The 20984-nt window shown below is 43.1% G+C and carries 22 protein-coding genes and 1 other annotated feature; of the genes, 21 read left to right on the forward strand and 1 reads right to left on the reverse strand.

What is annotated here, in order from left to right; translation table 11 throughout:
- Positions 1–79: 79 nt before the first annotated feature.
- On the reverse strand, positions 80–1408 hold the full coding sequence (locus AC25CA_RS01680) for an MATE family efflux transporter (protein ID WP_486815309.1): 1329 nt from the start codon (positions 1406–1408) through the stop codon (positions 80–82).
- 158 nt (positions 1409–1566) lie between these two features.
- Here AC25CA_RS01680 and AC25CA_RS01685 point away from each other — a divergent pair, with 158 nt between their 5' ends.
- From AC25CA_RS01685 to AC25CA_RS01785, 21 genes are all read left to right on the forward strand, one after another.
- Positions 1567–2256, forward strand: coding sequence for a stalk domain-containing protein (locus tag AC25CA_RS01685; protein WP_486815310.1), 690 nt, complete (start codon positions 1567–1569; stop codon positions 2254–2256).
- Positions 2257–2427: 171 nt separating this feature from the next.
- A complete protein-coding gene (locus AC25CA_RS01690; protein WP_486815311.1) occupies positions 2428–3735 on the forward strand; it encodes a S8 family peptidase in 1308 nt (435 codons plus the stop codon).
- A gap of 82 nt (positions 3736–3817) precedes the next feature.
- On the forward strand, positions 3818–4843 hold the full coding sequence (locus AC25CA_RS01695; RefSeq protein WP_486816584.1) for an alpha/beta hydrolase: 1026 nt from the start codon (positions 3818–3820) through the stop codon (positions 4841–4843).
- Positions 4844–4935: 92 nt separating this feature from the next.
- Entirely contained in the window at positions 4936–5784 is an 849-nt protein-coding gene (locus tag AC25CA_RS01700) for a helix-turn-helix domain-containing protein (protein WP_486815312.1), read from the forward strand.
- A 116-nt stretch (positions 5785–5900) separates the two neighbouring features.
- Positions 5901–6959, forward strand: a complete 1059-nt coding sequence (locus AC25CA_RS01705) for a M20 family metallopeptidase (protein WP_486815313.1) — start codon at positions 5901–5903, stop codon at positions 6957–6959.
- 85 nt (positions 6960–7044) lie between these two features.
- Entirely contained in the window at positions 7045–8322 is a 1278-nt protein-coding gene (locus tag AC25CA_RS01710) for an MFS transporter (protein ID WP_486815314.1), read from the forward strand.
- A gap of 37 nt (positions 8323–8359) precedes the next feature.
- Positions 8360–8607, forward strand: a binding site (T-box leader).
- 45 nt (positions 8608–8652) lie between these two features.
- Positions 8653–9483: an amino acid ABC transporter substrate-binding protein gene (locus AC25CA_RS01715; RefSeq protein WP_486815315.1), complete on the forward strand. Its 831-nt coding sequence runs from the start codon at positions 8653–8655 to the stop codon at positions 9481–9483.
- Positions 9484–9496: 13 nt separating this feature from the next.
- Positions 9497–10183 (forward strand): amino acid ABC transporter permease, encoded by a 687-nt coding sequence (locus AC25CA_RS01720; protein ID WP_486815316.1) that lies wholly within the window; start codon positions 9497–9499, stop codon positions 10181–10183.
- Positions 10184–10192: 9 nt separating this feature from the next.
- Positions 10193–10930, forward strand: coding sequence for an amino acid ABC transporter ATP-binding protein (locus AC25CA_RS01725; protein WP_486815317.1), 738 nt, complete (start codon positions 10193–10195; stop codon positions 10928–10930).
- 183 nt (positions 10931–11113) lie between these two features.
- A complete protein-coding gene (locus tag AC25CA_RS01730; protein WP_486815318.1) occupies positions 11114–11680 on the forward strand; it encodes a methyltransferase domain-containing protein in 567 nt (188 codons plus the stop codon).
- 6 nt (positions 11681–11686) lie between these two features.
- Entirely contained in the window at positions 11687–13003 is a 1317-nt protein-coding gene (locus AC25CA_RS01735) for a metallophosphoesterase (RefSeq protein ID WP_486815319.1), read from the forward strand.
- Position 13004: 1 nt separating this feature from the next.
- Positions 13005–13922, forward strand: coding sequence for an alpha/beta hydrolase (locus AC25CA_RS01740; RefSeq protein WP_486815320.1), 918 nt, complete (start codon positions 13005–13007; stop codon positions 13920–13922).
- 56 nt (positions 13923–13978) lie between these two features.
- Positions 13979–14782, forward strand: coding sequence for a DUF3658 domain-containing protein (locus tag AC25CA_RS01745; protein ID WP_486815321.1), 804 nt, complete (start codon positions 13979–13981; stop codon positions 14780–14782).
- 93 nt (positions 14783–14875) lie between these two features.
- Complete coding sequence (locus AC25CA_RS01750; protein WP_486815322.1) at positions 14876–15268, forward strand: MarR family winged helix-turn-helix transcriptional regulator; 393 nt, start codon at positions 14876–14878, stop codon at positions 15266–15268.
- Positions 15269–15374: 106 nt separating this feature from the next.
- On the forward strand, positions 15375–15728 hold the full coding sequence (locus AC25CA_RS01755) for a carboxymuconolactone decarboxylase family protein (RefSeq protein WP_486815323.1): 354 nt from the start codon (positions 15375–15377) through the stop codon (positions 15726–15728).
- 63 nt (positions 15729–15791) lie between these two features.
- Positions 15792–17531: a dihydrolipoyl dehydrogenase gene (lpdA, locus tag AC25CA_RS01760; RefSeq protein WP_486815324.1), complete on the forward strand. Its 1740-nt coding sequence runs from the start codon at positions 15792–15794 to the stop codon at positions 17529–17531.
- Positions 17524–17808: a lipoate--protein ligase family protein gene (locus AC25CA_RS01765; RefSeq protein WP_486815325.1), complete on the forward strand. Its 285-nt coding sequence runs from the start codon at positions 17524–17526 to the stop codon at positions 17806–17808. The genes lpdA and AC25CA_RS01765 overlap by 8 nt, the downstream gene beginning before the upstream one ends.
- A 72-nt stretch (positions 17809–17880) precedes the next feature.
- Entirely contained in the window at positions 17881–18930 is a 1050-nt protein-coding gene (locus AC25CA_RS01770) for a GNAT family N-acetyltransferase (protein WP_486815326.1), read from the forward strand.
- Positions 18931–19099: 169 nt separating this feature from the next.
- Positions 19100–19582: a DUF6773 family protein gene (locus tag AC25CA_RS01775; RefSeq protein WP_486815327.1), complete on the forward strand. Its 483-nt coding sequence runs from the start codon at positions 19100–19102 to the stop codon at positions 19580–19582.
- Between the two features lie 93 nt (positions 19583–19675).
- A complete protein-coding gene (locus AC25CA_RS01780) occupies positions 19676–20560 on the forward strand; it encodes an MBL fold metallo-hydrolase (protein ID WP_486815328.1) in 885 nt (294 codons plus the stop codon).
- Between the two features lie 16 nt (positions 20561–20576).
- A complete protein-coding gene (locus AC25CA_RS01785; protein WP_486815329.1) occupies positions 20577–20972 on the forward strand; it encodes an OsmC family protein in 396 nt (131 codons plus the stop codon).
- The last annotated feature ends 12 nt before the right edge of the window (positions 20973–20984 follow it).

Consider the following 20984-nt stretch of genomic DNA (forward strand, 5'->3'; position numbering starts at 1 on the left):
TGCGTGTGGATTTAAAAATAGGAGGATCCGAAAGGCTAGATAACTGACCTGGCTTTTCGGATCCTTCTTGTTCTGATGTTTATACTAAGGATTTATTGGTCCATTTTTTGCTTTTCCAACGCAAGAACATAGAGAAGCCTCGGATCCATTCGTCTAAGAGGAAACCGAACCAAAATCCTGGCAATCCGTATCCAAGAATGACGGCAAAGAAATAACCTGCACCGACACCAAATAACCACATGGAAATGACGGCCATGACAACCGGGAAGATGACATCGCCTGCTCCGCGCAAACCGTTGATAAAGATAATATTAAAGGTGCGCCCAGGTTCAAGAAATGCATCTACAGCCAAGGTGGCTGCACCGATGGCAATAATCTGGGGATTGTCTGTATAGAGTCCAATTAAGTTGCCGCCGAAAAGAAAGAGTCCAAGTCCGGTGAATAGTGAGAGGATAAAGGAGATTCGAAAATTGCGAAGTCCGATTTCATAGGCTTCTTCAATGCGCTTGGCACCAACCGATTGACCAATCATGATCTGGGTTGCTTGCCCAATCGCAATGGCGAATAGAAAGGCGAACCAGCAGATGGACCAGGCGTAGGTACGGGTGATATAGGAAACTTCGCCGATCGATACTAGAATTAGAGACATGACTACTGTTTGAGAAACGGAATATGACATATTTTCTAGGGCTGCCGGCAGACCAATCTTCATTAAATTCTTAAGAACTTGTTTGGGCTTATCAAAGATATGGCGAAACATTTCAATGGGAACCACTTTTTTGAAGAGGAAACTATAGGCGACGATGGTTGCAAGAAATCGGCTGGCCGTAGTGGCGATTGCCACACCTTTTGCTCCTAGAACAGGAGCGCCAAAAAGACCAAAAATCAATACTGCGTCTCCAAAAATATTTAAGATATTCATGCCAAGACTGATCAGCATGGTTTGTTTGGTAAATCCATGGCTACGGATGATGACCGCTGCGGTATTTAAAAGAGCCTGCAGGAACAAAGCACCGCCGACAATCTGAATATAGTCTGCCGCATGTTCCATCAAGTCCGGGGTTACCCCCATAAGAATGAGGATGTTGCGGCCCCAAATCAGCATAGGCAAACTGACAGCAATTCCTAAGCATAGATTCATGACGATGGAGACAGAGCTGACACGCTCGATTTCAAGTTTATTTTTTGCTCCAACATTTTGCGCAACCAAAACGGCGGTTCCTGCTGAAATGATGGCGAAGATCAGATTTAGATTATTGATCAGCTGATTGGCAGCGCCAACAGCACCAGCAGCCAAGTCATTGTACTGGCTTAGCATATAAATATCGGCAACGCCAAGGAGCATAAAAAGCAGGGTTTCTATAAAAATCGGTGCTGCTAAGCGAAAAAGTTGTTTGTTCGTTGACATAAATAATCCTCATTTCTATGAGTTGGTTGGACAAATAATTATACGTTTTATTAGAAGGAAGAACAAGTGAATATATTGGTGGATCATGAAAGAATATGAATACCCCATACCCCTCTGGGTATATACGTAATGAGCCATAGGCTCAAAAGGAGAGTGAAATGAAAAGAAGTGGTTTTGTTCTTTTAGTCATCGGTATTTTGCTCGTAACGTCTTTTTCGTTTACGGCAGCTGATGTTGAGTATTTTGATGCATACCGTGCAACAGACATGAATTTTGAAGTGGATGGGGAGCCTTGGCAACCAAGGGATGTAGATGGATCCATGCTGTATCCGATTGTTGTCAATGGAAGATCGTATGTACCGGTTCGATCGCTTTTGGAAGCCAAGGGAGTAACAGTTGATTGGCGAGATCCAACAAGAACCATTGTATTGGATTACTCCACGATTGATTTAGATCAACCACAACCATTTGTACCTCTGCATAAAAAGAAGGAAATCGTGGTAGTGGGTGATCTGGAGAAGGAAGCTACAATCCTCTATACCATGAATGATCCGGTTCCTGATCGAATTGATATGGGCGTAACAAATGAAACAATATTAAATTTGGCTGAGGACGTCATGTTCTATATGAATGAAGAACCAATGGAAATGACGCCAATGGAGTTCTTAAGAAACGAAAAAATGATGAACCCGGATAATGTAAAACTTTATCTGGATGAAAAGGGACAAGTATTTCGAGCCGACTTTATGGATGAAGATTCGGACGGCGATGGAATGGAATCCCGTATTGGCATCGAAATTGAAATTTCGGGGCCTCCTTGGAAAATTAAAATTCGTATTAAATTCTAGCTTTTTGATTAAGTAGCCTGATCTGTAACTGGATCAGGCTACTTTACAAATAGGGTTATTTTGTAAAATGTTTAGTAATAAATGGTAATTGACATAAATATGATTAAATAAACCATTTTAATAGTGAAATGGGTATGATAGTAATACGCAAATAAAAAAGGAGATGGTGTAGTGAATCGGAATTCTTTATTCATGTTCGTTCTGATCATCCTGATGTGTTTTTCCACCACTGGATTTGCAGCAGGAAGACCAGAAACGACAGGTGTGATTATCCGCCTCGATAAGAGCGAATCTTTACACAAGGTTGCAAACACCCTTCGCGGTCAAGGAATTGAGGCGAGGGAATTGGGTTTGATCCATGGTGTGGCATTTAAGGGAAGTTCAAAATCACTTGAAGCCTTAGGCCGGAAGTTCTCAATTGAATCTATACATATTGATACGCCAGTTTATGCTTTGGGAAGAGGGGGCAGGTGGAGACCACCAGTTGATCCACCAGAGGAGCCAGATCCACCAGAGGAGCCAGATCCACCAGAGGAACCAGATCCACCAGAGGAACCAGATCCACCAGAGGAACCGGACCCGCCAGAAGAACCAGATCCACCAGAAGAACCAGATCCACCAGAAGAACCGGACCCGCCAGAAGAACCAGATCCACCAGCAAGCACCGAAGTTATAGATTGGGGAGTATTAAAGGTCAATGCGAATGATGTTTGGTCAAGGTATACCGGTCAAGGCGTTAAGGTCGCTGTTCTTGATACTGGGATCGATCGATCCCATCCAGATTTGGATGTGGCAGGAGGTGCTTATTTCGTTAGACGAGTAAGAAGTTATAACGATGATAATGGTCACGGTACCCATGTAGCGGGAACCATCGCGGCTTTAGATAACACCTTCGGTGTTGTGGGGGTTGCACCTGCATCAAGCTTATATGCAGTGAAAGTGCTGGATCGATATGGAAGCGGATCCACTTCATATGTTATCCAAGGAATTGAATGGGCAATCAAAAATGGAATGGATGTTATTAATTTAAGTTTGGGATCCGCAGAATCAAACCCGGACTTGGAAGATGCCTTGGAACTGGCGGAGGCTGCAGGGATAATTGTTGTGGCAGCAGCAGGGAATGATGGAGACGCTATTGATTTTCCGGGTGCGTATGCCAGTACCATTGCTGTTGGTGCAATTGATCAAAATGAAACACAGGCATATTTTTCAGACTGGGGTCAAGAACTTGATGTAGTTGCACCAGGGCTAGAGATCTATTCGACCTATAAAGGAAGCTCTTATGCGACGGCGAGTGGTACATCTATGGCAACACCCCATGTAGCGGGCTTGGCAGCTTTGTTCTTAGAAAAACATCCCGGTGCATCATTGAGTGACTTTCGATTCGCGCTTCAAGAATTCAGTGTTGATTTAGGTGCACCAGGTTTTGATCCTCAATATGGATACGGATTGGTAGATGCAATGAAACTTTTACAATAGGAGAAGAAAAAAACGGCCGCTTTGCGACCGCTTTTTTTTGGGGTCGAAATGGGGTAAATAGAGAGAGAAGGGAAGTGATGTGATGTTTTTATCCGGATTCTTAATCGTATTGGTCTTGGTACTTGTATATTTGTTGATTATTATCTTTTTTCCGATACTGCGGGAGCCGCAGGTCCAGATGAAAAATCAAGAGGAAGAGCGAGTTGCTCCTGAAAATCGAGAAGAGATCGTTTATGAGATAGGAGAAGAAAGGGTGCACGGTTGGTTCTATCTTCCTAAAGAGCGGAAGACGACAGTGCCTTGTATCATTTTAAGCCACGGTTTTGGTGGTACCAAGGATGCGCTTTTGGAGCGGTATGCGCTTCGTTTTAATGAAGCGGGCTATGCAGCACTTACCTATGATTATCGCCATTTTGGTACAAGTGAAGGGAAACCGAGACAACTTTACATGGCAAGTAAGCAGGAAGAGGATCTTAGAGGAGCGGTTGACTATGCAAGAAAACGAAAGGAAGTTGATTGCAAGAAAATTGTGCTATGGGGAACCTCGGCATCCGGAGGATATGGACTAGTTCTTGCCGCTGAAAACCCAACCATTGCGGGCGTAATTGCGCAGTGCCCAGCTCTGGATAAAAATATCGACGGGCGAGTTGTCTTGGAACGGGAGGGTTGGAGATTTTTTCTGAAACTCTTTGTTCATGCCCAGCGCGATCGGGGGAGAGGACGATTGGGATTGTCACCCCATTATATTCCTATTGTTGGAAGACCTGGTGAAACCGCCATGTTAACAGCGGTCGGTGCTTATGAAGGGTATCAAGATATTCTTCTCAATTCGCCGACCTTTCAGAATCGAGTTTGCGCACAGGTTTTGCTGACTGGGCGAGGAGAGAATCCATCCGATTTTGCAGTACATGTACATTGTCCAACATTAATTTTGGCTTGTGAGAAGGATATTCTGGTCAGCATGGAAGCTGTGGAAAAAGTGAAAAAAAGTATGGGGGATCACTGTCGTGTAAAAACCTATCCCATTGAACATTTTGACATTTATCAGGGAGAGAATTTTGACAACGCGGTTCAGGATATGCTTGAATTTATAGCTGAAATCGTCTAGTTCTTCGGTTATTCTCATCGTTTTAGCAAGAATTGTCCGGCCGTCATTCTTTTCTTCCGATATAATGAAGGTGACTTGAGGAGGGATGTGTGATGCGGGAAGTGATGCAAGCGGTCGTTGACTATGTCGAAGCGAATATTGAAGACCCATTGACCTTAGAGGACTGCGCTGGTGCGGTGGGATATTCAAAATATCATTTGCATCGTCTCTTTCAGCTTTATACAGGAGAATCCTTGATGCGTTATGTGCGGAAAAGAAAGATGATGCATGCGGTGGTGCGAATTCGTCGCGGAGAACGCATGATGGATGTTGCATTAGCGCTTGGATATTCATCTGAACGGGCATTTTCGCGAGCTTTTCGAACGGTGAATCAATGTGCACCAAGTGTATGCAAAAAGCGATCGATGCTTTGGCTTGAGCCAATTGTCATCGAAGAATTAGAATCTTTGGGAGGGAGTAGAATGGAGAACTATTTAAGCGAAGTGTTCTTTGAAACCTTGCCGGATTTGACCGTGGTTAGTGCAGTTGTAATCAGCAAGAATCCGGAAGAGGAAGTCATTGCTTTCTTGAATGACTGGGTGGAAAAACATCCAGGGTTGAAAGCTGATCGACGGTTTGGATTTGATGTTCCCGTATCGGCGGCTCAACAGGATGAGGGGTTGCGCGGATATGAGTACTGGATTTCAGTGACCGGGAAAGTGAAAGTAACCAACGGAGTATCAATTAAGACAATTGCCGGTGCAAAATATGCGGCCATCCGGATTGCGGATCCATTTTCAGATCCCTTTAATCGAATCGGAAAGGGGTGGGGTCGTTTGGTGCAGTGGGTCAAAGAGAATGCCTTGCCGGAAGAAAATGCCCAGGGTGTACGATATTGCTTGGAAGAAGTGAAAGAGATTGATGGCGAAACGATGATGGATATTTTTATGGCCATTGAATAAGAGAAAGGGACACGCCTTGATGAGGGGCGTGTTTTTTTGTACGAAAAAGTTTGTGGTACAATTGGACATAATAGGAAATTCATTTGTTATATAAACGAAAGGGAAGGGTGTAGAAGATGTTGAAATTGCTAAAACAGCTTGTGAAAATTGATTCTTCAAGTCAAGAAGGGGCCAACCAGGCGATTGAAGTTGCGGCGGCTTATTTGAAAAATCATGGCATTGATGGAACAATCGTAGCTTGCCAGGGATGGAAGAGTTATGTGGCTGTCCTTGGACAGGGAGAAAAAACCTTGATTTGGAATGGGCATTTGGATGTGGTTTCGGGTTGTTTGGAGCAATTTGAACCTCTTGTGCAAGAGGGACGATTGATTGGGCGTGGTAGTGCTGATATGAAGGGTGGCTGTGTTGCTATGATGGAAGCCTTTATTGCGTTAAAGGATCATCCATTATCATCGAAAGTCATGCTTCAATTGGTTCCCGATGAAGAAATCGGCGGGGTCCACGGAACAAAATACTTAGTGGAAGAGGGCTATGTCGGTGATTTTGTCATTTGTACAGAACCCACGCAGATGAAAGTGTCCTTGCAAGCAAAAGGTATTTTACGAGTGCTTGTTCATACTTCTGGAAAGGCAGCCCATGGAAGTCGGCCATGGGAGGGCGAAAATGCTATAGCCAAAGCCATGGAAAATGTGGAGAGAATCAAGGCATTGCCGATTCTGAACGAAGGATCCGCTTTCTATAAGAAATCATCAATCAATTTAGCTTTTATCAGTGGGGGTGATATTTATAATCGTGTGCCGGACGCCTGCACACTGGGACTCGATATCCGATATGTACCTCATTTGGATGCAAGTGAAATTGTTTCGGCCATCGAAGAAATTGTTGACGGAAAAATTGAAATAGAAGCGATGGAACCGGGCGTGTGTGTTGCGGAAAATGCGGGTGAGATTTGTCAACTGAAGGAATCCATGGCCCTTGTAGCACCAGACTTGTCATTGGAAATGACGGCGCAACACGGTGCCTCGGATGGAAGATTTTATGCGGGCCGGGGCATTCCAGCAATCGAGTTTGGTCCAACAGGAGCGGCGTGGCATGGGGATCATGAATATGTTGAACTGGAATCGATCGAGCAATTGCGCGACATCTTGATTCATTATGCCTTGCACTTTTCCTAAAAGGGCAAGCAGAGAAGTAATTGAATCGATTTTATTATTCGTATGAGGGTAAAGGATTACTAAGAAATCCAAAGAAGGTGAAAGTATGTTTCGTGAGTTAGTTAGTATTTTTTCTCAATACAAGGGCCTGTCTCGTTCGGCCTATGTGATCTTTATTGCTCGAATTGTGACCAATATGGGGGCCTTTATTTGGCCGCTCTTAACACTGATCTTGTCTCGGAAGATTGGATATTCGGTCACGGAAATTGCCATGTTGTCCGTGATGATCGGATTTATTTTTCTACCGGCGAATATTATCGGCGGGAAATTGGCAGATCGCTTTAGTCGAAAGAAGATCATCATTATTTTTGATTTGATCAGCGTTGCATTTTTTATGGCTTGTGCTGCAGTTGAGCCGGGCAATCTGATGACTTTCTTCTTTGTCATGGCAGGATTGTTCGCAAATATGGAACATCCGGCTTTCGAAGCGCTGATTGCGGATTCAACCAAGCCGCAAGAGCGAGAGAAGGTATACTCGCTCTCTTACCTAGGACATAATCTTGGATTTATGTTTGGCGCGGCTATTGGGGGCATGCTTTTTGAAAATTACCTGTCCTTGGCTTTTGTTTTGGATGGGATTACAACACTCAGTTCGACTATTTTAATTATTCTCTTCGTGAAAGTATTGAATGTTGAAGATTTTGAGGAATCGGAACGGAATGAATATGAAGACCATGCCGAAGAGGGTGTTACGACATTTCAGATTTTAAAAGAACGAAAATCCCTTTGGATCCAAATTCTAGTGGCTATGTTTGCGGCTTTTATTTATGATCAATGGTCCTTTGTCTTACCCTTGTATATGGAGAAAATTTATCAGGCGGAGGGTGCTACCTACTTTGGCTTGATCGCAAGTTTTAATGGGTTAATTGTTATCATCTTTACGCCCATTATGACGCGGATTTTTACCAAGTGGAGAGAATTGCGCAAGGTCATGTTGGGGTTGGCCTTGTATTCCTTCAGTTACTTAATTTTGCGAGGTGCCGAGGCATATTGGATCTTCTATGTGATGATGTTTGCCTTTACCTTGGGTGAGATTATTAATATGTTAGGCTCAGCGCCCTTTATCAGCCGCCGCGCGCCCGCATCTCACCGGGGACGGGTCAATAGTTATCGCAGTATTGCCTATTTTGTAGGTGGTATGGGTGGCCGTGTTGTCATGGGTATATTGATTCAACGATATTCTTATGCGGCGGCATTTACTTTTTTGAGTGCTGTTGGCATTGCAGTCGTATTGCTGGTTGCCTATAATTACCGGGTGGATCAACGGATTTTTCCTAAGCTTTATCAGATGCCTGAAGACAAAATTGATGAAGAAATTTCTTGACAGAACCCCTTTATTGCTTTACACTACTAAAGTAACAGGAAAGACGATGAGAAGAACGAGTAAAGACAATCTTGCTTTTGTAGAGAGATTCCGGTTGGTGAAAGGAATTAAAGCAATTGCCTTGAACACCTCTTTGAGTTGGGCACCGAAATCCACGATGGAGACTAGGCTGTACCCGGGCATGCGCCCGTTATCCCGCGGAAGTGTGATCGCACTTCATAAGGTGGTTGCTGTGAGGCAATCATAAAACAAGGTGGAACCACGGGAAACTTTCTCGTCCTTCGTATTTCGGAGGACGAGTTTTTATTTTGACTAAAGGGAGAGAATAAAATGAAGAAAATGATGATGTTAGTTTTGGTAGTTTTGATGACGATGGGTGTATTTGCAGGATGTGCAACGGAAAAACCGGTGACTGAAGAGCCAGCGGCAGAGCTTACAGGTTATCAAGCCTTAGTGGAACGTGGATATGTGATCGTCGGTTTGGACGACACCTTTGCTCCACTGGGTTTTCGAACAACGGATGGCGAATTGATTGGATTTGACGTAGACTTGGCAAAAGAAGTATTTGCTCGTTTGGATCTAGAAGTGAAATTCCAACCCATTGATTGGTCGATGAAAGAGACGGAATTAAATTCTGGGAATATTGATATGATTTGGAACGGCTACACAATTACACCAGAGCGGGAAGAAAAGGTTGCTTTTTCAACACCGTATCTGAAGAACCGTCAGGTGATCGTGGTCTTGCCGGAATCGGGCATTGCAACGAAAGCTGATTTGGCTGGCAAAAATGTTGCTTGCCAGAGCGAGTCAAGTGCCTATGCGGCAATTACAGCGGACGAAGCATTTACAGCGGCCTTGGATGGCGGCGCACCAATCGCCTTTGATACCAACAATGAAGCCTTTATGGATTTGGAAGCGGGACGTGTAGATGCCTTGGTTGCAGATGAAATTATGGCTATGTACTATATCGGTGAAAAGGGTGTTGAGAACTACCTTGTACTTGATGAAGATTTTGGAAAAGAAGAATATGGTGTTGGCTTTAGAAAAGGCGACTCCGAGTTGGTTCAAAAAGTGAACGAAACCTTGGATGCGATGAAAGAAGACGGAGCAGCAGCGAAAGTTTCTACGGTTTACTTCGGAACGGATATCGTAAGCAAGTAGAGAGAGGATTGAAATGATGGGTACGATTTCGGAAATGACAGGGAAGTTGTTAGAGATGTTGAATTATATTTTAGCTTTATTGCCTGCCTTAATGAGTGGAGTTGTGATCACACTGAAGGTATTTGCTTTCACCTTGATCATCTCCATACCTTTGGGGATTCTAGTGGCATTGGGACGCTTATCGCGGTTGAAGATTATTCAACGACTGGCCCAGCTATATATTTGGGTGGTGCGGGGCACCCCCCTCTTATTGCAATTGATCTTTATCTTTTTTGGTCTTCCCATGATCGGAATCGTATTTTCTCGATTTAATTCCGTGATGATTGCTTTCTCCTTGAACTATGCGGCTTATTACGGCGAAATTTTTCGCGGCGGAATTGCCTCCATTGATCGAGGTCAGTATGAAGCCGCGGAGATGCTGGGCATGAGCAAGCAACAGACCTTTATTCGGGTTATTCTGCCGCAGGTGATTAAACGAACCTTGCCGGCGGTTGCCAATGAGGTCATTACCTTGGTCAAAGACACCTCTTTGGTGTATATTCTTGGGCTAAGCGAACTGCTTCGTGCAGCCAAGATAGCTGCAAACCGTGATGTTACCCTTGCCCCCCTAGTGGTGGCTGGTGTTTTTTATCTGATACTCACGGCTGTTTTTACCAAAGTTCTACAACAAATGGAAGAGCGATACGCCTACTATGAATAAGGAGGAAATATGGTTTTACAAGTTGAAAATATTACAAAACGCTTTAAGACCCAAATCGCGGTAAAAGATTTGAGTTTCTCCTTGGCAGAGGGTGAAATCTTGGCCTTGATTGGGAAATCGGGGGCTGGAAAGACTACGGCGCTTCGATGTATCTGTGGGTTAGAACGTGTCGATGAAGGATCGATTGTGATCGATGGCTTGCCGCTTTGCATGGAAGGCCTTTATGTGGATCAAAAAGAGGTGCGAATGGTACGGCAAAAAGTAGGGATGGTTTTTCAAAACTTTAATCTCTTTCCCCATCTCTCGGTTTTAGAAAATATTATGGAGTCGCCCGTTCGTGTCTATGGCATGGACAAAGAGGAAGCCAAAGTGAAAGCGATGGATTTTCTTGAAAAGTTGGATTTAGCTGAAAAAGCAGAAGCCTATCCTCATGAACTCTCTGGGGGACAAAAGCAACGGGTTGCTATTGCGCGTGCCTGTGTGCTTGAACCAAAGGTCATTTGTTTTGATGAACCGACTTCAGCTCTGGATCCGCAATTGAGTGAAGAAATCGCCTATGTGATCAAGAATTTGGCCAAGGAGCGAAATCTTTCGGTTTTGATTATTACTCACGACATGAACTTCGCCAAACGGACGGCAGACCGTGTGATTTTCATGGAAAATGGGGAAGCGGTGGAAGAAGGTCGAACGGAAACCCTCTTTGAAGATGTGTCCAATGAACGAATACAAAAATTTATGACGAAATAAATTCGTATAGAAAAATTGATAATCTTAGGACCGCCTTTTGCTGTCTCTTCATGAACAAGAATGGAGTGAGACGGCATAGGCGGTCTTTTTTGACCCCGTTGAATAAATGAGGGAATCAGAATATAATGAAGTAGCCCATAGGGGTATAAATGAATTGAATATGATTGATATGGAGGTAGGTTGATGAGTCAAGTTTGGAACAAGAAATTGGTAGAAGTATATGTGGATATGACAAAGGATTACCAGGGTCCCTTGCTGATCGATTGGATGCTTGATCACGTCGAACCTGGATCAAGTGTATTGGAATTGGGTATAGGACCTGGCACTGATTTAGAAAAATTACAGGAATTTTATCGGGCGACAGGATCTGATTTTTCGCCGAATTTTCTGCATCGCTTTCGTGCCTTTCATCCCAAAGCAGAATTGCTTTATTTGGATGCCGTAACGGTGGAAACAAAGGTGAAATTTGATTGTATCTGTTCCAATAAGGTTTTGGTGCATCTATCGAAGGCTGAATTGAAGCAATCGTTAGAAGCGCAAGATCAAGCTTTGCTGCCGAATGGCACGGTGTTACACACTTTTTGGGAGGGGCAAGGGGAAGAAAATGCTGAAGGAATTTTGTTTGCATCTTATTCCGAAAATGAGTTGAAGGAGATCTTTGAAGAGCAATTTGATCTTGTAAGACTAGAAAGGTATCAGGAGGAATTGGAGGGGGATTCAATTCTTGTTGTAGCAAAAAAACGGGGGTAGAATTTCTTGAAAAAGCTATGGGGAATATTGATAATTGCTGGTGCATTGCTTATTTTACCGGGTTGTCAGGCAGAAGCAGTAGACAAACATGAAGCAGAAAGCGATCTACCAGGTCATGTCAACATGATCGTGGCAACAGACATTCACCATTTGGCTACGAGCTTAAAGGATGATGGTAAGGCCTTAATGGATTTTGTTTATTCAGGTGATGGCAAGCTTTTGCAATACTCGGATGAATTGTTAGAGGTATTTGTCCATGACGTTCAAGCACAGGCACCAGATTTTGTTGTTTTGAGCGGAGATTTAACCAATAACGGGGAAAAAGAATCTCACCAGGAATTGGCTGAATATTTGGCTGAAGTTGAAAAAAAGGGTATTCAAGTATTCGTGATACCTGGAAATCATGATTTGCTCAATCCCTTTGCTTTGGGTTTTGAAGGAAGGAAAAGGAAGCGGGTAGATTCTGTAGAACCATCTGAATTTGTTGAAATTTATCAGGATTATGGATATGGAGAAGCCCTTTCGCGGGATCCGCATTCCCTTAGCTATTTGGTGCGACCAACAGATGATTTGGCTTTATTGATGCTGGACACGAATCGATACGAACAGAATATGCAGATTGGTCTTTCTAATCCTTCTGGATTCGTGCGAAATGAAACCATGCATTGGATTGATGAGGTTCTCTCTTCTTTGAATGAAACTGAAATTATTGCTGTCATGCATCACAACGCGATTCCACATTCCCAAATGTTTGTCGATAACTTTGTCTTGGATAATAGTAAGGAAACCATGGACTTATTGGCAGAATATAAGGTTCGAGTGGTTCTATCAGGGCATACGCATATTCAAGATTTGATTCAAGATCCAGAAACTGGGATTTTTGATTTTACAACGTCTGCCATGAGCGTGTATCCTCATGGATACGGCTTGTTATCTTTGGATCAAGGCTCCATAATCTATACATGCAAAGCATTGGATATGGAAAGCTATGCGAAAGAGAAGCAATGGAAGGATGAAAATCTCTTGAATTTTATTGATTTTGCACCTCGTTTTTTTGTTGGTCGGTCGGAGCAGAAACTGAAAGCGCAGATACCGGATTCCTTTACACCCAAGCAAAAAGAAGAGATGATGACTGTAATGGGACAATTGAATCTTGCCTATTTTGCAGGCGTAGAAGCGGATGAAAAAGAGCATATCAAACAACTCAAGGGGTATAAGGAATTGCGGGAAGTAGAAAGCGCATTTCTCCAGTACTATATCGACAGCATCTTATTAGATGAAACGAACGATAACTATATGAGGATTGAAAGAGAGGAAGAATAGCATGACATATACGCAAGTATTAAATAAAACCTTATCGATTTATAGGGAAAAGGGAGAATTGGCCGCTTATGAGTTTGTCTCAAAAGAAGCGCTAGTTTTGCTTGGGGATTATCCGCAGATCGATAATTTTCGATATGCCTTAGCAGCTGCAGCGGGCAAGAAAAAAGAAGCCATGGCGATTATGCGCCAAGCCATCGAAGATAAGGGCTACTGGTATTCTTATGACTATCTGGCAAAGGATGAGGATTTGAATTCCCTGAGGGGAGAGGAAGATTTCGTCCGTTGGTTGGACTTGTGTAAAGAGAGGGAGGAGAATGCCCTAGCTAATCCTGAATCAAAATTATTGGTGGAAGGAAAAAACGACGGAGAGAAACCGCTCTTTCTTGTTCTTCATGGCGATCAAGAAAACATTGAAATTACACGACCCTATTGGGACGGCCTTCTTGATCAAGGTTATGTGCTTGCCTTGCTGCAGTCTTCACAAATTGAGTTTAGTCATGGATATAATTGGCGAGATGTGAACCAGGGCGTATCCGAAGTTGGCACGTATTTTGAAGCTTTGATGAAGGACGAATCCATTTCTAAGGATAGCTGGATTGGGGGCTTTTCGGCAGGATGTAATGTGGCCCTTCGCGCAATTTTAGATGGAGCTGTCACGGCAGATCGATTTGTTTTTGTGGCCCCTTGGCTTCCGGATCTGGAGGAATGGAAAGAAGAGTTATCGATGTTAAAGGATAAAGGAATATCAGGACATATATTGGTTGGTGACCAAGACCATGACTGTTTAGAGGGTGCGGAGCAATTAGCGGTTGAATTGATGGAAATGGGTGTTTATGTTTCATTTGAAAAGATTGAAGGCTTGGGCCATGATTATCCAACTGATTTTCAAGCGAAATTGCAAGAATGGATTAAAGAGTGAGGGTTTAGGGAGTGGAATAAGTGTCGGAGACATATGGATGTTGAAGGAGGAGCCAAATGAAAGTTTGGAAGCACTTAGTTGTAGGAGATTCTGTTGAGGGCAGCCTTCGGGCAGCCTTTGCTATGGATACGGAGAATTTGTTTTCTGGTGAGGTGCGGAATTTTCGCGATGATTTATCGGTTGGGCGGATTGATCGACTATCGGCAGGTAGCGAAGAGCGGATAGATTGGTTTTCTAAAATTACTTCAGGAACTGAATTCGGATCATATTTAGAGGAACGACTTGAATCATTGATGGATGAAACCTATCAAGAAATGCTGGAATTTGATTTGGATGATCAGATTGTGATTTGGCATAGTGGAATTGTTTCAGAGCAAACTGCGATTCGTTATTTTGCCATGCGATTACAAGGGCATGATCTTTGGGAAGTCGATATGTCAAAACAAAAAGTTCATCGATGGAATGGCAGTAAGGTAATCCCGAGAGCCGTAGCGGAATGTGCACCTAAAGAGTTGCTAGAAGCATTAATGGGAAAAAAGGTGATATCTAAGGAAAAGCAAGAGACCTTGAAGATGGATTGGATTCGTTTGCAATCGAGCGATGCCGTCTTGCGAGTATTTGAAAATGGGGAAATCAATTCAGTTGATGAGACCTATTATGATCGAGAATTGTTGGAGGCACTTGAGGATCATTATCAACGTGCGGCAAGAGTGATCGGTGCTGTAATGGGAAGTTCTGATCAAATCATTGGAGATACTTTTTTGGATTATCGGCTTAGAACGTTGATCCAGGGAGAGCGACTGCAGTGGAGAGGGAATTTATCGGCTATGCGCTACTATGAGGTGCGTAAAAGAGCCTGACCTGTGTTATAATGAAGAGAAATTCTGGAAAAGAGGTGAGCGCTAGTGATATTTCAATTGGATCACTGAGTGAGCTATATCACGGATGGTGCCATGAAACGCATCACCGAAGCCTTTGGTCAAAGGCTACAAGGAAGTGGAATTACACGGATTCAGTGGATTGCTCTCTATTACATGAAAACCCATCAATCGATATCGCAGCGAGAACTGTCGAATTTGATGGCCATATCAGATTCCAGTGCGGGACGATTAATTGATCGTTTGCAACGGGACGGGTTGGTTAATCGAATTCCAAGTCAAATTGATCGACGAGTTACCATGATTCAACTGACTGAAGAGGGGGAGCAATTGATTACGAATCTACTTCATGTTGGTGTTGAGTTTAATGAAGATTTGATGGCGGGAGTTTCGAATGAGGAAAAGATAGTCTTTCAACGTGTACTGAGCAAAATGACGGATAATATTACGGGAAGGGATGCCAAATAGGCATTCTTTTTTTTATAATATTTTTTTCACAAATCGTTTGAAATTTAACGAATTATTTGCTATACTTAACATCAGCATAGCAAATAAAAATTCTAGGAGGATTCAAATGGCTTATAATGTACGAGAAATGTTGGAAGCATTTACAGGTGGACTTGGGGTTTTGGCTGAAACAAATCCGGAGCATGTAGGAGCATTTATGGGATTGCTAGGAGCAGCCTATGAGCCGGAAGCACTTGATTATAAAACAAAAGAATTGATGAGTGTGGCAATCGGATGCTACAATCGTTGTGAGTATTGCATTGTTTACCATTGCTACAAAGCATTGGAAGCAGGCGCAACAAGAGCGGAAATCAACGAAGCAGCAATGGTAGCTGTTGCTTTTGGCGGTGGTCCTTCTATCGCCTACACAGTGACCTTGTTGAAGGCAAGTATTGATGAGTTTGAAGGAGACTTCGAGTAGAGGTAAAGGCGGGGAATCCCTTTGTGTGGGAGTCCCCTCTTTTTTTCGTTTAGGAGGAAAGACATGAAGCATGATTTAACAGTAAATAAGTTACCAGGACATGAAACAAAAGGCAAGGTCATGGGGATTCAAAAAAAAGCTGGAGACACGATTAATCCAGGCGATCTGCTTTTTACAATTGAATCGGGTAAAGGAAATATGGAGTTCTTCTCAGAGTTTCAAGGCACTTTGGATGCCTTGAACGTAGAAGAAGGTCAAGTTGTGAAAAAGAATGAGAAAATTGGTCAAGTGACAGGTGAACATGTAGCTGGCAAGAAAGCGACGAAGGCTAGTGCACCAGCAAAGAAAAAAACAACAAAGTCGACTACAGGCTATAGCTTCGGAATTTCCAAGCCTGCAAAAAAAGACTTGCATGCTGATCTTGTTGTAGTTGGTGGTGGTCCGGGTGGATATGTAGCGGCAATTCGTGGTGCACAAGCTGGTCTTTCAGTTATTTTAATTGAAGAACATAAATTGGGTGGAACTTGTTTGAATTATGGTTGCATTCCAACCAAGGCATTAGCAAGCAGTGTATCTGTTTTAGAAAAAATTCATGAATCTGAAAACTTTGGATTTGGTGTTTCTGATGTTGCGATTAACATGAATCGAGTGATCGAACGAAAAGACGAAGTTGTATCGACCTTGGTCGGTGGGGTTGCTCATCTGATGGAAAGCAATCAGATTGAAGTCATTGAGGGCAAAGCATTTTCTATTGACGAGAATATGGTTGGTGTGAAAACGAAAAAACTAGATGCTAAAATCACCTTTGAAAAGTTGATCTTAGCCATGGGTTCAACCTGTTTCTATTTACCAATTGAAGGACACGAAGACCCAGAATTATTAACAAGCAAGGAGTTGCTTGAATTAACAGAGGTTCCAAAATCATTGACCATTATCGGCGGCGGGGTTATTGGAATGGAATTTGCCTTTATTTATCGTGCCTTAGGTGCAGAGGTAAATGTAGTTGAGTTTCTTCCACAAATCCTAAATCTTTTGGATGAGGATGCGGCAGATGTGATTCGAGAGTCGGCAGAAGAAAAAGGCATTCGATTGTTTGAGGGTCATGCGGCCTGTTCGATTCAAACAACTTTGGATGGACAAAAATTGGTTGTTGTAAAACTTGGTGATGAGAAGAAGTATTTGACCAGCGAAAAAGTAGCCATGGCAGTAGGGCGACGAGCCAATTTGAACTCGATGGACCTTGAAAAGTTGGGTGTGGATTTGAATGAGCGCAAGAATGGTGTTGCAGTTGATGGCTTTATGCGAACAAGCAACCCAAAAGTATATGCGATCGGTGATTTGACCAATAAGCTTCAATTGGCGCATGTTGCCTCTCATCAAGGTATTGTTGCTGTTGATCATATCAAAGGCAGCGAGCAAGAAATGCGTTATGATTGGGTCCCAAGTGCTATTTTCACTAATCCTGAAGTGGGCCATGTGGGCATGACCGAAAAACAAGCACTAGCAGACGGTATTGAAATTCTAGTAGGCAAGTTCCCTCTAGCGGCGAATGGAAAAGCCTTGGCGATGGGAGAACCTGCTGGATTTGTTAAAATCATTGCAGAAAAAACAAGTAAAACCATTATTGGTGGAACGGTTGTAGGTGTTCATGGAACCGATATGATTGCGACGATTACCAATCTAATTGTCGCTCAAAAAAGTTTGGAAGAAGCTGAGCATGTGATTTATGCGCATCCAACGACAGCAGAATCCATTCATGAAGCAATTCTAGCTTCTCAAGGACGCGCAATCCATTTTGGCTAGACGTCAATTAGCAGGTCGAAAGGTGATTCGAAAGCATGAGCATGAATTCGATTGGGGTTCTTTTTCCATCCGTTATCGCGTTTATGGTGGTCGTATACGTGCATGCACAATCATGACTTCCTGTGATGATTTGATTCCGACCCTTGTTTTGCAAGAGCGGTTGAGCGATGTTGTCGCACTGGGATCTACTATGGCGCATGTTGTGAATGAAACTATTGCTGATTCGCTGATTCGTGATGAACTTGTTGCATGGCTAAAAAATGAAATTACTTTGTAAAAGACAGGGGTTTCCCTGTCTTTTTTTTTTTGGATTTATGGTAAACTGAAATTATGAGAGGAGTTGTGTGCAATGGAGATAAATCTACGAGAAAGACAGGAATCGGATCAAAGTTTTATGGAGGAAATGCTCTACGAAGCAATCTATGTACATGAGGGAGAACGGCCAGACCCTTCTATTATAGAAGATCCGAAATTAGCTAGATACATCAATTTTGGGCAAGAGAAAGAAATGTGTATGATAGCTGAAGATAGTGAAGACATGGCGGTTGGTGCTTGTTGGTTGCATTGGTTCCCAAAAGAAAATCCTGGTTATGGATTTACCCATGAAGAAGTGCCAGAATTGAGTATTTCGATTTTGCCAGAATATCGGGGCCAAGGCATAGGCACCAAAATGATCAATGCGATAATTGAGAAAATGCCTGAGGGTTCATTTGGAATTTCTTTGAGTGTAGATCGCAGAAACCCTGCGATTCGGTTATATAAGCGTTTGGGATTTCGGTCCATCAAAGAGGATGGCGTCTCACTTGTGATGTTGTTGAAATTTGATGCCAAGCGAGAAATCAAAACGGAACGGCAAAAGATGCTGGATGCGGAATTTTACAATGCATGGGATCCCGAGTTGTTGACGGGGCGTCAGAATTCTCGACGATTGTCGCAGGAATTTAATGCAATTACTGGGGTTGAAAAACGAATTCGACTGCTTAAGGCATGGTTTGGATCAACCGGAGAAAATATTCATATTGAGACGGGCTTCAAATGCGATTACGGGTCTAATATTCATGTGGGTGATTTCTTCTATGCGAACTTTGATTGTGTCATCCTAGATGTCTGCGAGGTCCGTATTGGACATCACTGTTTTATGGCACCAGGTGTACATATTTATGCGGCGACCCATCCCATTGATGCGACCGAGCGAAATGCCTGGGTAGAATACGGAAAACCTGTGACCATCGGTGACAGCGTATGGATCGGTGGGCGTGCAGTCATTAATCCGGGGGTTACCATTGGTGACAATGTAATTATTGGTTCTGGGGCTGTGGTGACAAAGGATGTACCTTCTAATGTTGTAGTGGGTGGGAACCCTGCTAAAATTATTAAGCACTTGGATCCCATCGTATAAGTATTAGGAGTAGCCTTTTTGAATAAGATGATAGGCTTCTGTTTTCCTTGTACATCGATTGAATGTGTACGTGGTTCAAGCGATGTGTGCTTCTAAAGCGATATGATTCATATTTGACAGTAGAGATGGCAAAACATACACTTGAATTAAAGTGAAAGGAGGCGGTTTGATGTGGTATCAAAAGTATCGAGATGAACAGGTAGAAGCGGCGAAGAGTCAGATCTTTCGCGAACTCTATTATTTAATGATGGGATTTGCGGGAATTTCGGTGATTGTAAAGGCAATTCTATATCCGGGAAATTGGAAGACGAGTTTATTTGAGTTGCTTTTAATTATCTTTTCAGCCGTCTACTATATTCTCAGATCCGTGCAACAAGGCTTGTATGCGGATGAAATTGAGGATAATGATCCACAAAATAGGCGGTCTGTCAGTCAGAAGAATATGCTGATAGGGTTGGGGGTTGGAATTGCCATAGCACTTTTCTTTGGAATCCGCAGCGCGGTGATCTTTGGAGGCGAGGGGACAACCATCCAGCTTTTCCTTTTAAATTTTTTTGGGGCTTTGATGATTTATATCCCATTTTTTGTGGGTGTCGTTGTTCTTGGAGATCAGTTGGTGAGCAAAGCGAGCTTTAAATTTTTTAAAAAATAGGGTAATGAAATACAAGTTCTTATTGGACTTGTACAGTAGATTTATAAGTCTAGGCATGAAAATTGGATGAGTTGTTTTGGAAGGATGAGTTGGATGAGTAAAAAGACACAGGTTATTTTATTGGGCACAGGCACACCCAATGCAGATCCAAAGCGATCAGGACCGGCAGTTGCAGTCATTGTTGGCCAACAGGCATATCTCGTTGATTTTGGTCCTGGTGTGGTACGACAAGCGGCAAAAGCTTATGAATTGGGCATCGAGGCTTTGGCACCGTCAAATTTGAAGTATGCTTTTTGTACCCATCTACATTCGGATCATACTTTGGGTTATGCAGATTTAATCTTTTCACCATGGGTGTTGGGACGTGAGGAATCCTTAAAAATATGGGGACCGAAGGGTCTAAAAAACATGACAGACCATTTGCATGCTGCTTATGGACGAGACATTCAAGAACGAAGGGAAGGGAAGGAACCAGCCAATCCCAATGGATGGCAGGTGGAGGTCACGGAAATCCAAGCAGGTGTTATTTATCGGGATGAGGAGCAGGGCTTGATAGTGGAAGCTTTTCCCGTTTCTCATGGTTCATTTGTTTCCTTTGGGTATAAATTTACAGCACCGGATCGGACGATTGTGATTTCTGGGGATACAGCACCGACGGATGAGTTGATTCGGCAAGCCAAGGATTGTGATCTTTTGGTGCATGAAGCGTATTATGCAGCGGGTTGGGAAACGCGAAACCCGGAATGGAAGGCTTACCATGCAAGTGTTCATACCTCGACTCTGGAGTTGGGGAAAATTGCAAATGCGGTCAAACCGAAACAATTGGTATTGTATCATCAACTGTTTATGATGGATCATCAATCAGAACCAACAAGGGTTCAAGATCGGGTCCTTGTGATAGAAAAGGAAATGATCAAAGAAGTGGAATCCATTTACGCGGGGGAAGTGCTCTCTGGACAGGATATGGGGATCTACTAGGGAAGGGGAGACAAGGATGGCAGTAAGAGATGTAGAAGTACAATTTACTCGTGAATTTAGAGGGGTACTCGATACGGGACAAACAAAAGCAGCTGTTGGTATGGATCCGGGCGAATTGGCACCTTATGATATGCTGTTTGCTGCATTGGCATCATGTTTGTATGCAACGTTTTTAGATATCGTCAATAAGAAAAAAATTGATTTTGTGTCAGCAAAATTGACCGTTACTGGTGAAAAACGCGACGCAGTACCAGCAACCCTGAAAATGGTGAATGTGAAGTATGAGATTATAGGGTCTGACAATGAGAAAGGGTTGATGCGTTCTGCTGAATTGGCGGCGAAGTATTGCTCGGTTTATCAAACCATTTCACATGTGGCGGACATGTCGTGGGAATTGTCATATACCAAGTAAGAAAAAGGATCA

The organism is Gottschalkiaceae bacterium SANA (genome assembly GCA_036323355.1).
Lineage (GTDB): Bacteria > Bacillota > Clostridia > Tissierellales > GPF-1 > GPF-1.

Bases quoted from the DNA above. Each gene is read 5' to 3' on its own strand.
- AC25CA_RS01680 (WP_486815309.1), bottom strand. From the start codon at position 1,408: ATGTCAACGAACAAACAACTTTTTCGCTTAGCAGCACCGATTTTTATA.
- AC25CA_RS01685 (WP_486815310.1), top strand. From the start codon at position 1,567: ATGAAAAGAAGTGGTTTTGTTCTTTTAGTCATCGGTATTTTGCTCGTA.
- AC25CA_RS01695 (WP_486816584.1), top strand. From the start codon at position 3,818: ATGTTTTTATCCGGATTCTTAATCGTATTGGTCTTGGTACTTGTATAT.
- AC25CA_RS01700 (WP_486815312.1), top strand. From the start codon at position 4,936: ATGCGGGAAGTGATGCAAGCGGTCGTTGACTATGTCGAAGCGAATATT.
- AC25CA_RS01705 (WP_486815313.1), top strand. From the start codon at position 5,901: ATGTTGAAATTGCTAAAACAGCTTGTGAAAATTGATTCTTCAAGTCAA.
- AC25CA_RS01710 (WP_486815314.1), top strand. From the start codon at position 7,045: ATGTTTCGTGAGTTAGTTAGTATTTTTTCTCAATACAAGGGCCTGTCT.
- AC25CA_RS01715 (WP_486815315.1), top strand. From the start codon at position 8,653: ATGAAGAAAATGATGATGTTAGTTTTGGTAGTTTTGATGACGATGGGT.
- AC25CA_RS01720 (WP_486815316.1), top strand. From the start codon at position 9,497: ATGATGGGTACGATTTCGGAAATGACAGGGAAGTTGTTAGAGATGTTG.
- AC25CA_RS01725 (WP_486815317.1), top strand. From the start codon at position 10,193: ATGGTTTTACAAGTTGAAAATATTACAAAACGCTTTAAGACCCAAATC.
- AC25CA_RS01730 (WP_486815318.1), top strand. From the start codon at position 11,114: ATGAGTCAAGTTTGGAACAAGAAATTGGTAGAAGTATATGTGGATATG.
- AC25CA_RS01740 (WP_486815320.1), top strand. From the start codon at position 13,005: ATGACATATACGCAAGTATTAAATAAAACCTTATCGATTTATAGGGAA.
- AC25CA_RS01745 (WP_486815321.1), top strand. From the start codon at position 13,979: ATGAAAGTTTGGAAGCACTTAGTTGTAGGAGATTCTGTTGAGGGCAGC.
- AC25CA_RS01750 (WP_486815322.1), top strand. From the start codon at position 14,876: ATGAAACGCATCACCGAAGCCTTTGGTCAAAGGCTACAAGGAAGTGGA.
- AC25CA_RS01755 (WP_486815323.1), top strand. From the start codon at position 15,375: ATGGCTTATAATGTACGAGAAATGTTGGAAGCATTTACAGGTGGACTT.
- lpdA (WP_486815324.1), top strand. From the start codon at position 15,792: ATGAAGCATGATTTAACAGTAAATAAGTTACCAGGACATGAAACAAAA.
- AC25CA_RS01770 (WP_486815326.1), top strand. From the start codon at position 17,881: ATGGAGATAAATCTACGAGAAAGACAGGAATCGGATCAAAGTTTTATG.
- AC25CA_RS01775 (WP_486815327.1), top strand. From the start codon at position 19,100: ATGTGGTATCAAAAGTATCGAGATGAACAGGTAGAAGCGGCGAAGAGT.
- AC25CA_RS01780 (WP_486815328.1), top strand. From the start codon at position 19,676: ATGAGTAAAAAGACACAGGTTATTTTATTGGGCACAGGCACACCCAAT.
- AC25CA_RS01785 (WP_486815329.1), top strand. From the start codon at position 20,577: ATGGCAGTAAGAGATGTAGAAGTACAATTTACTCGTGAATTTAGAGGG.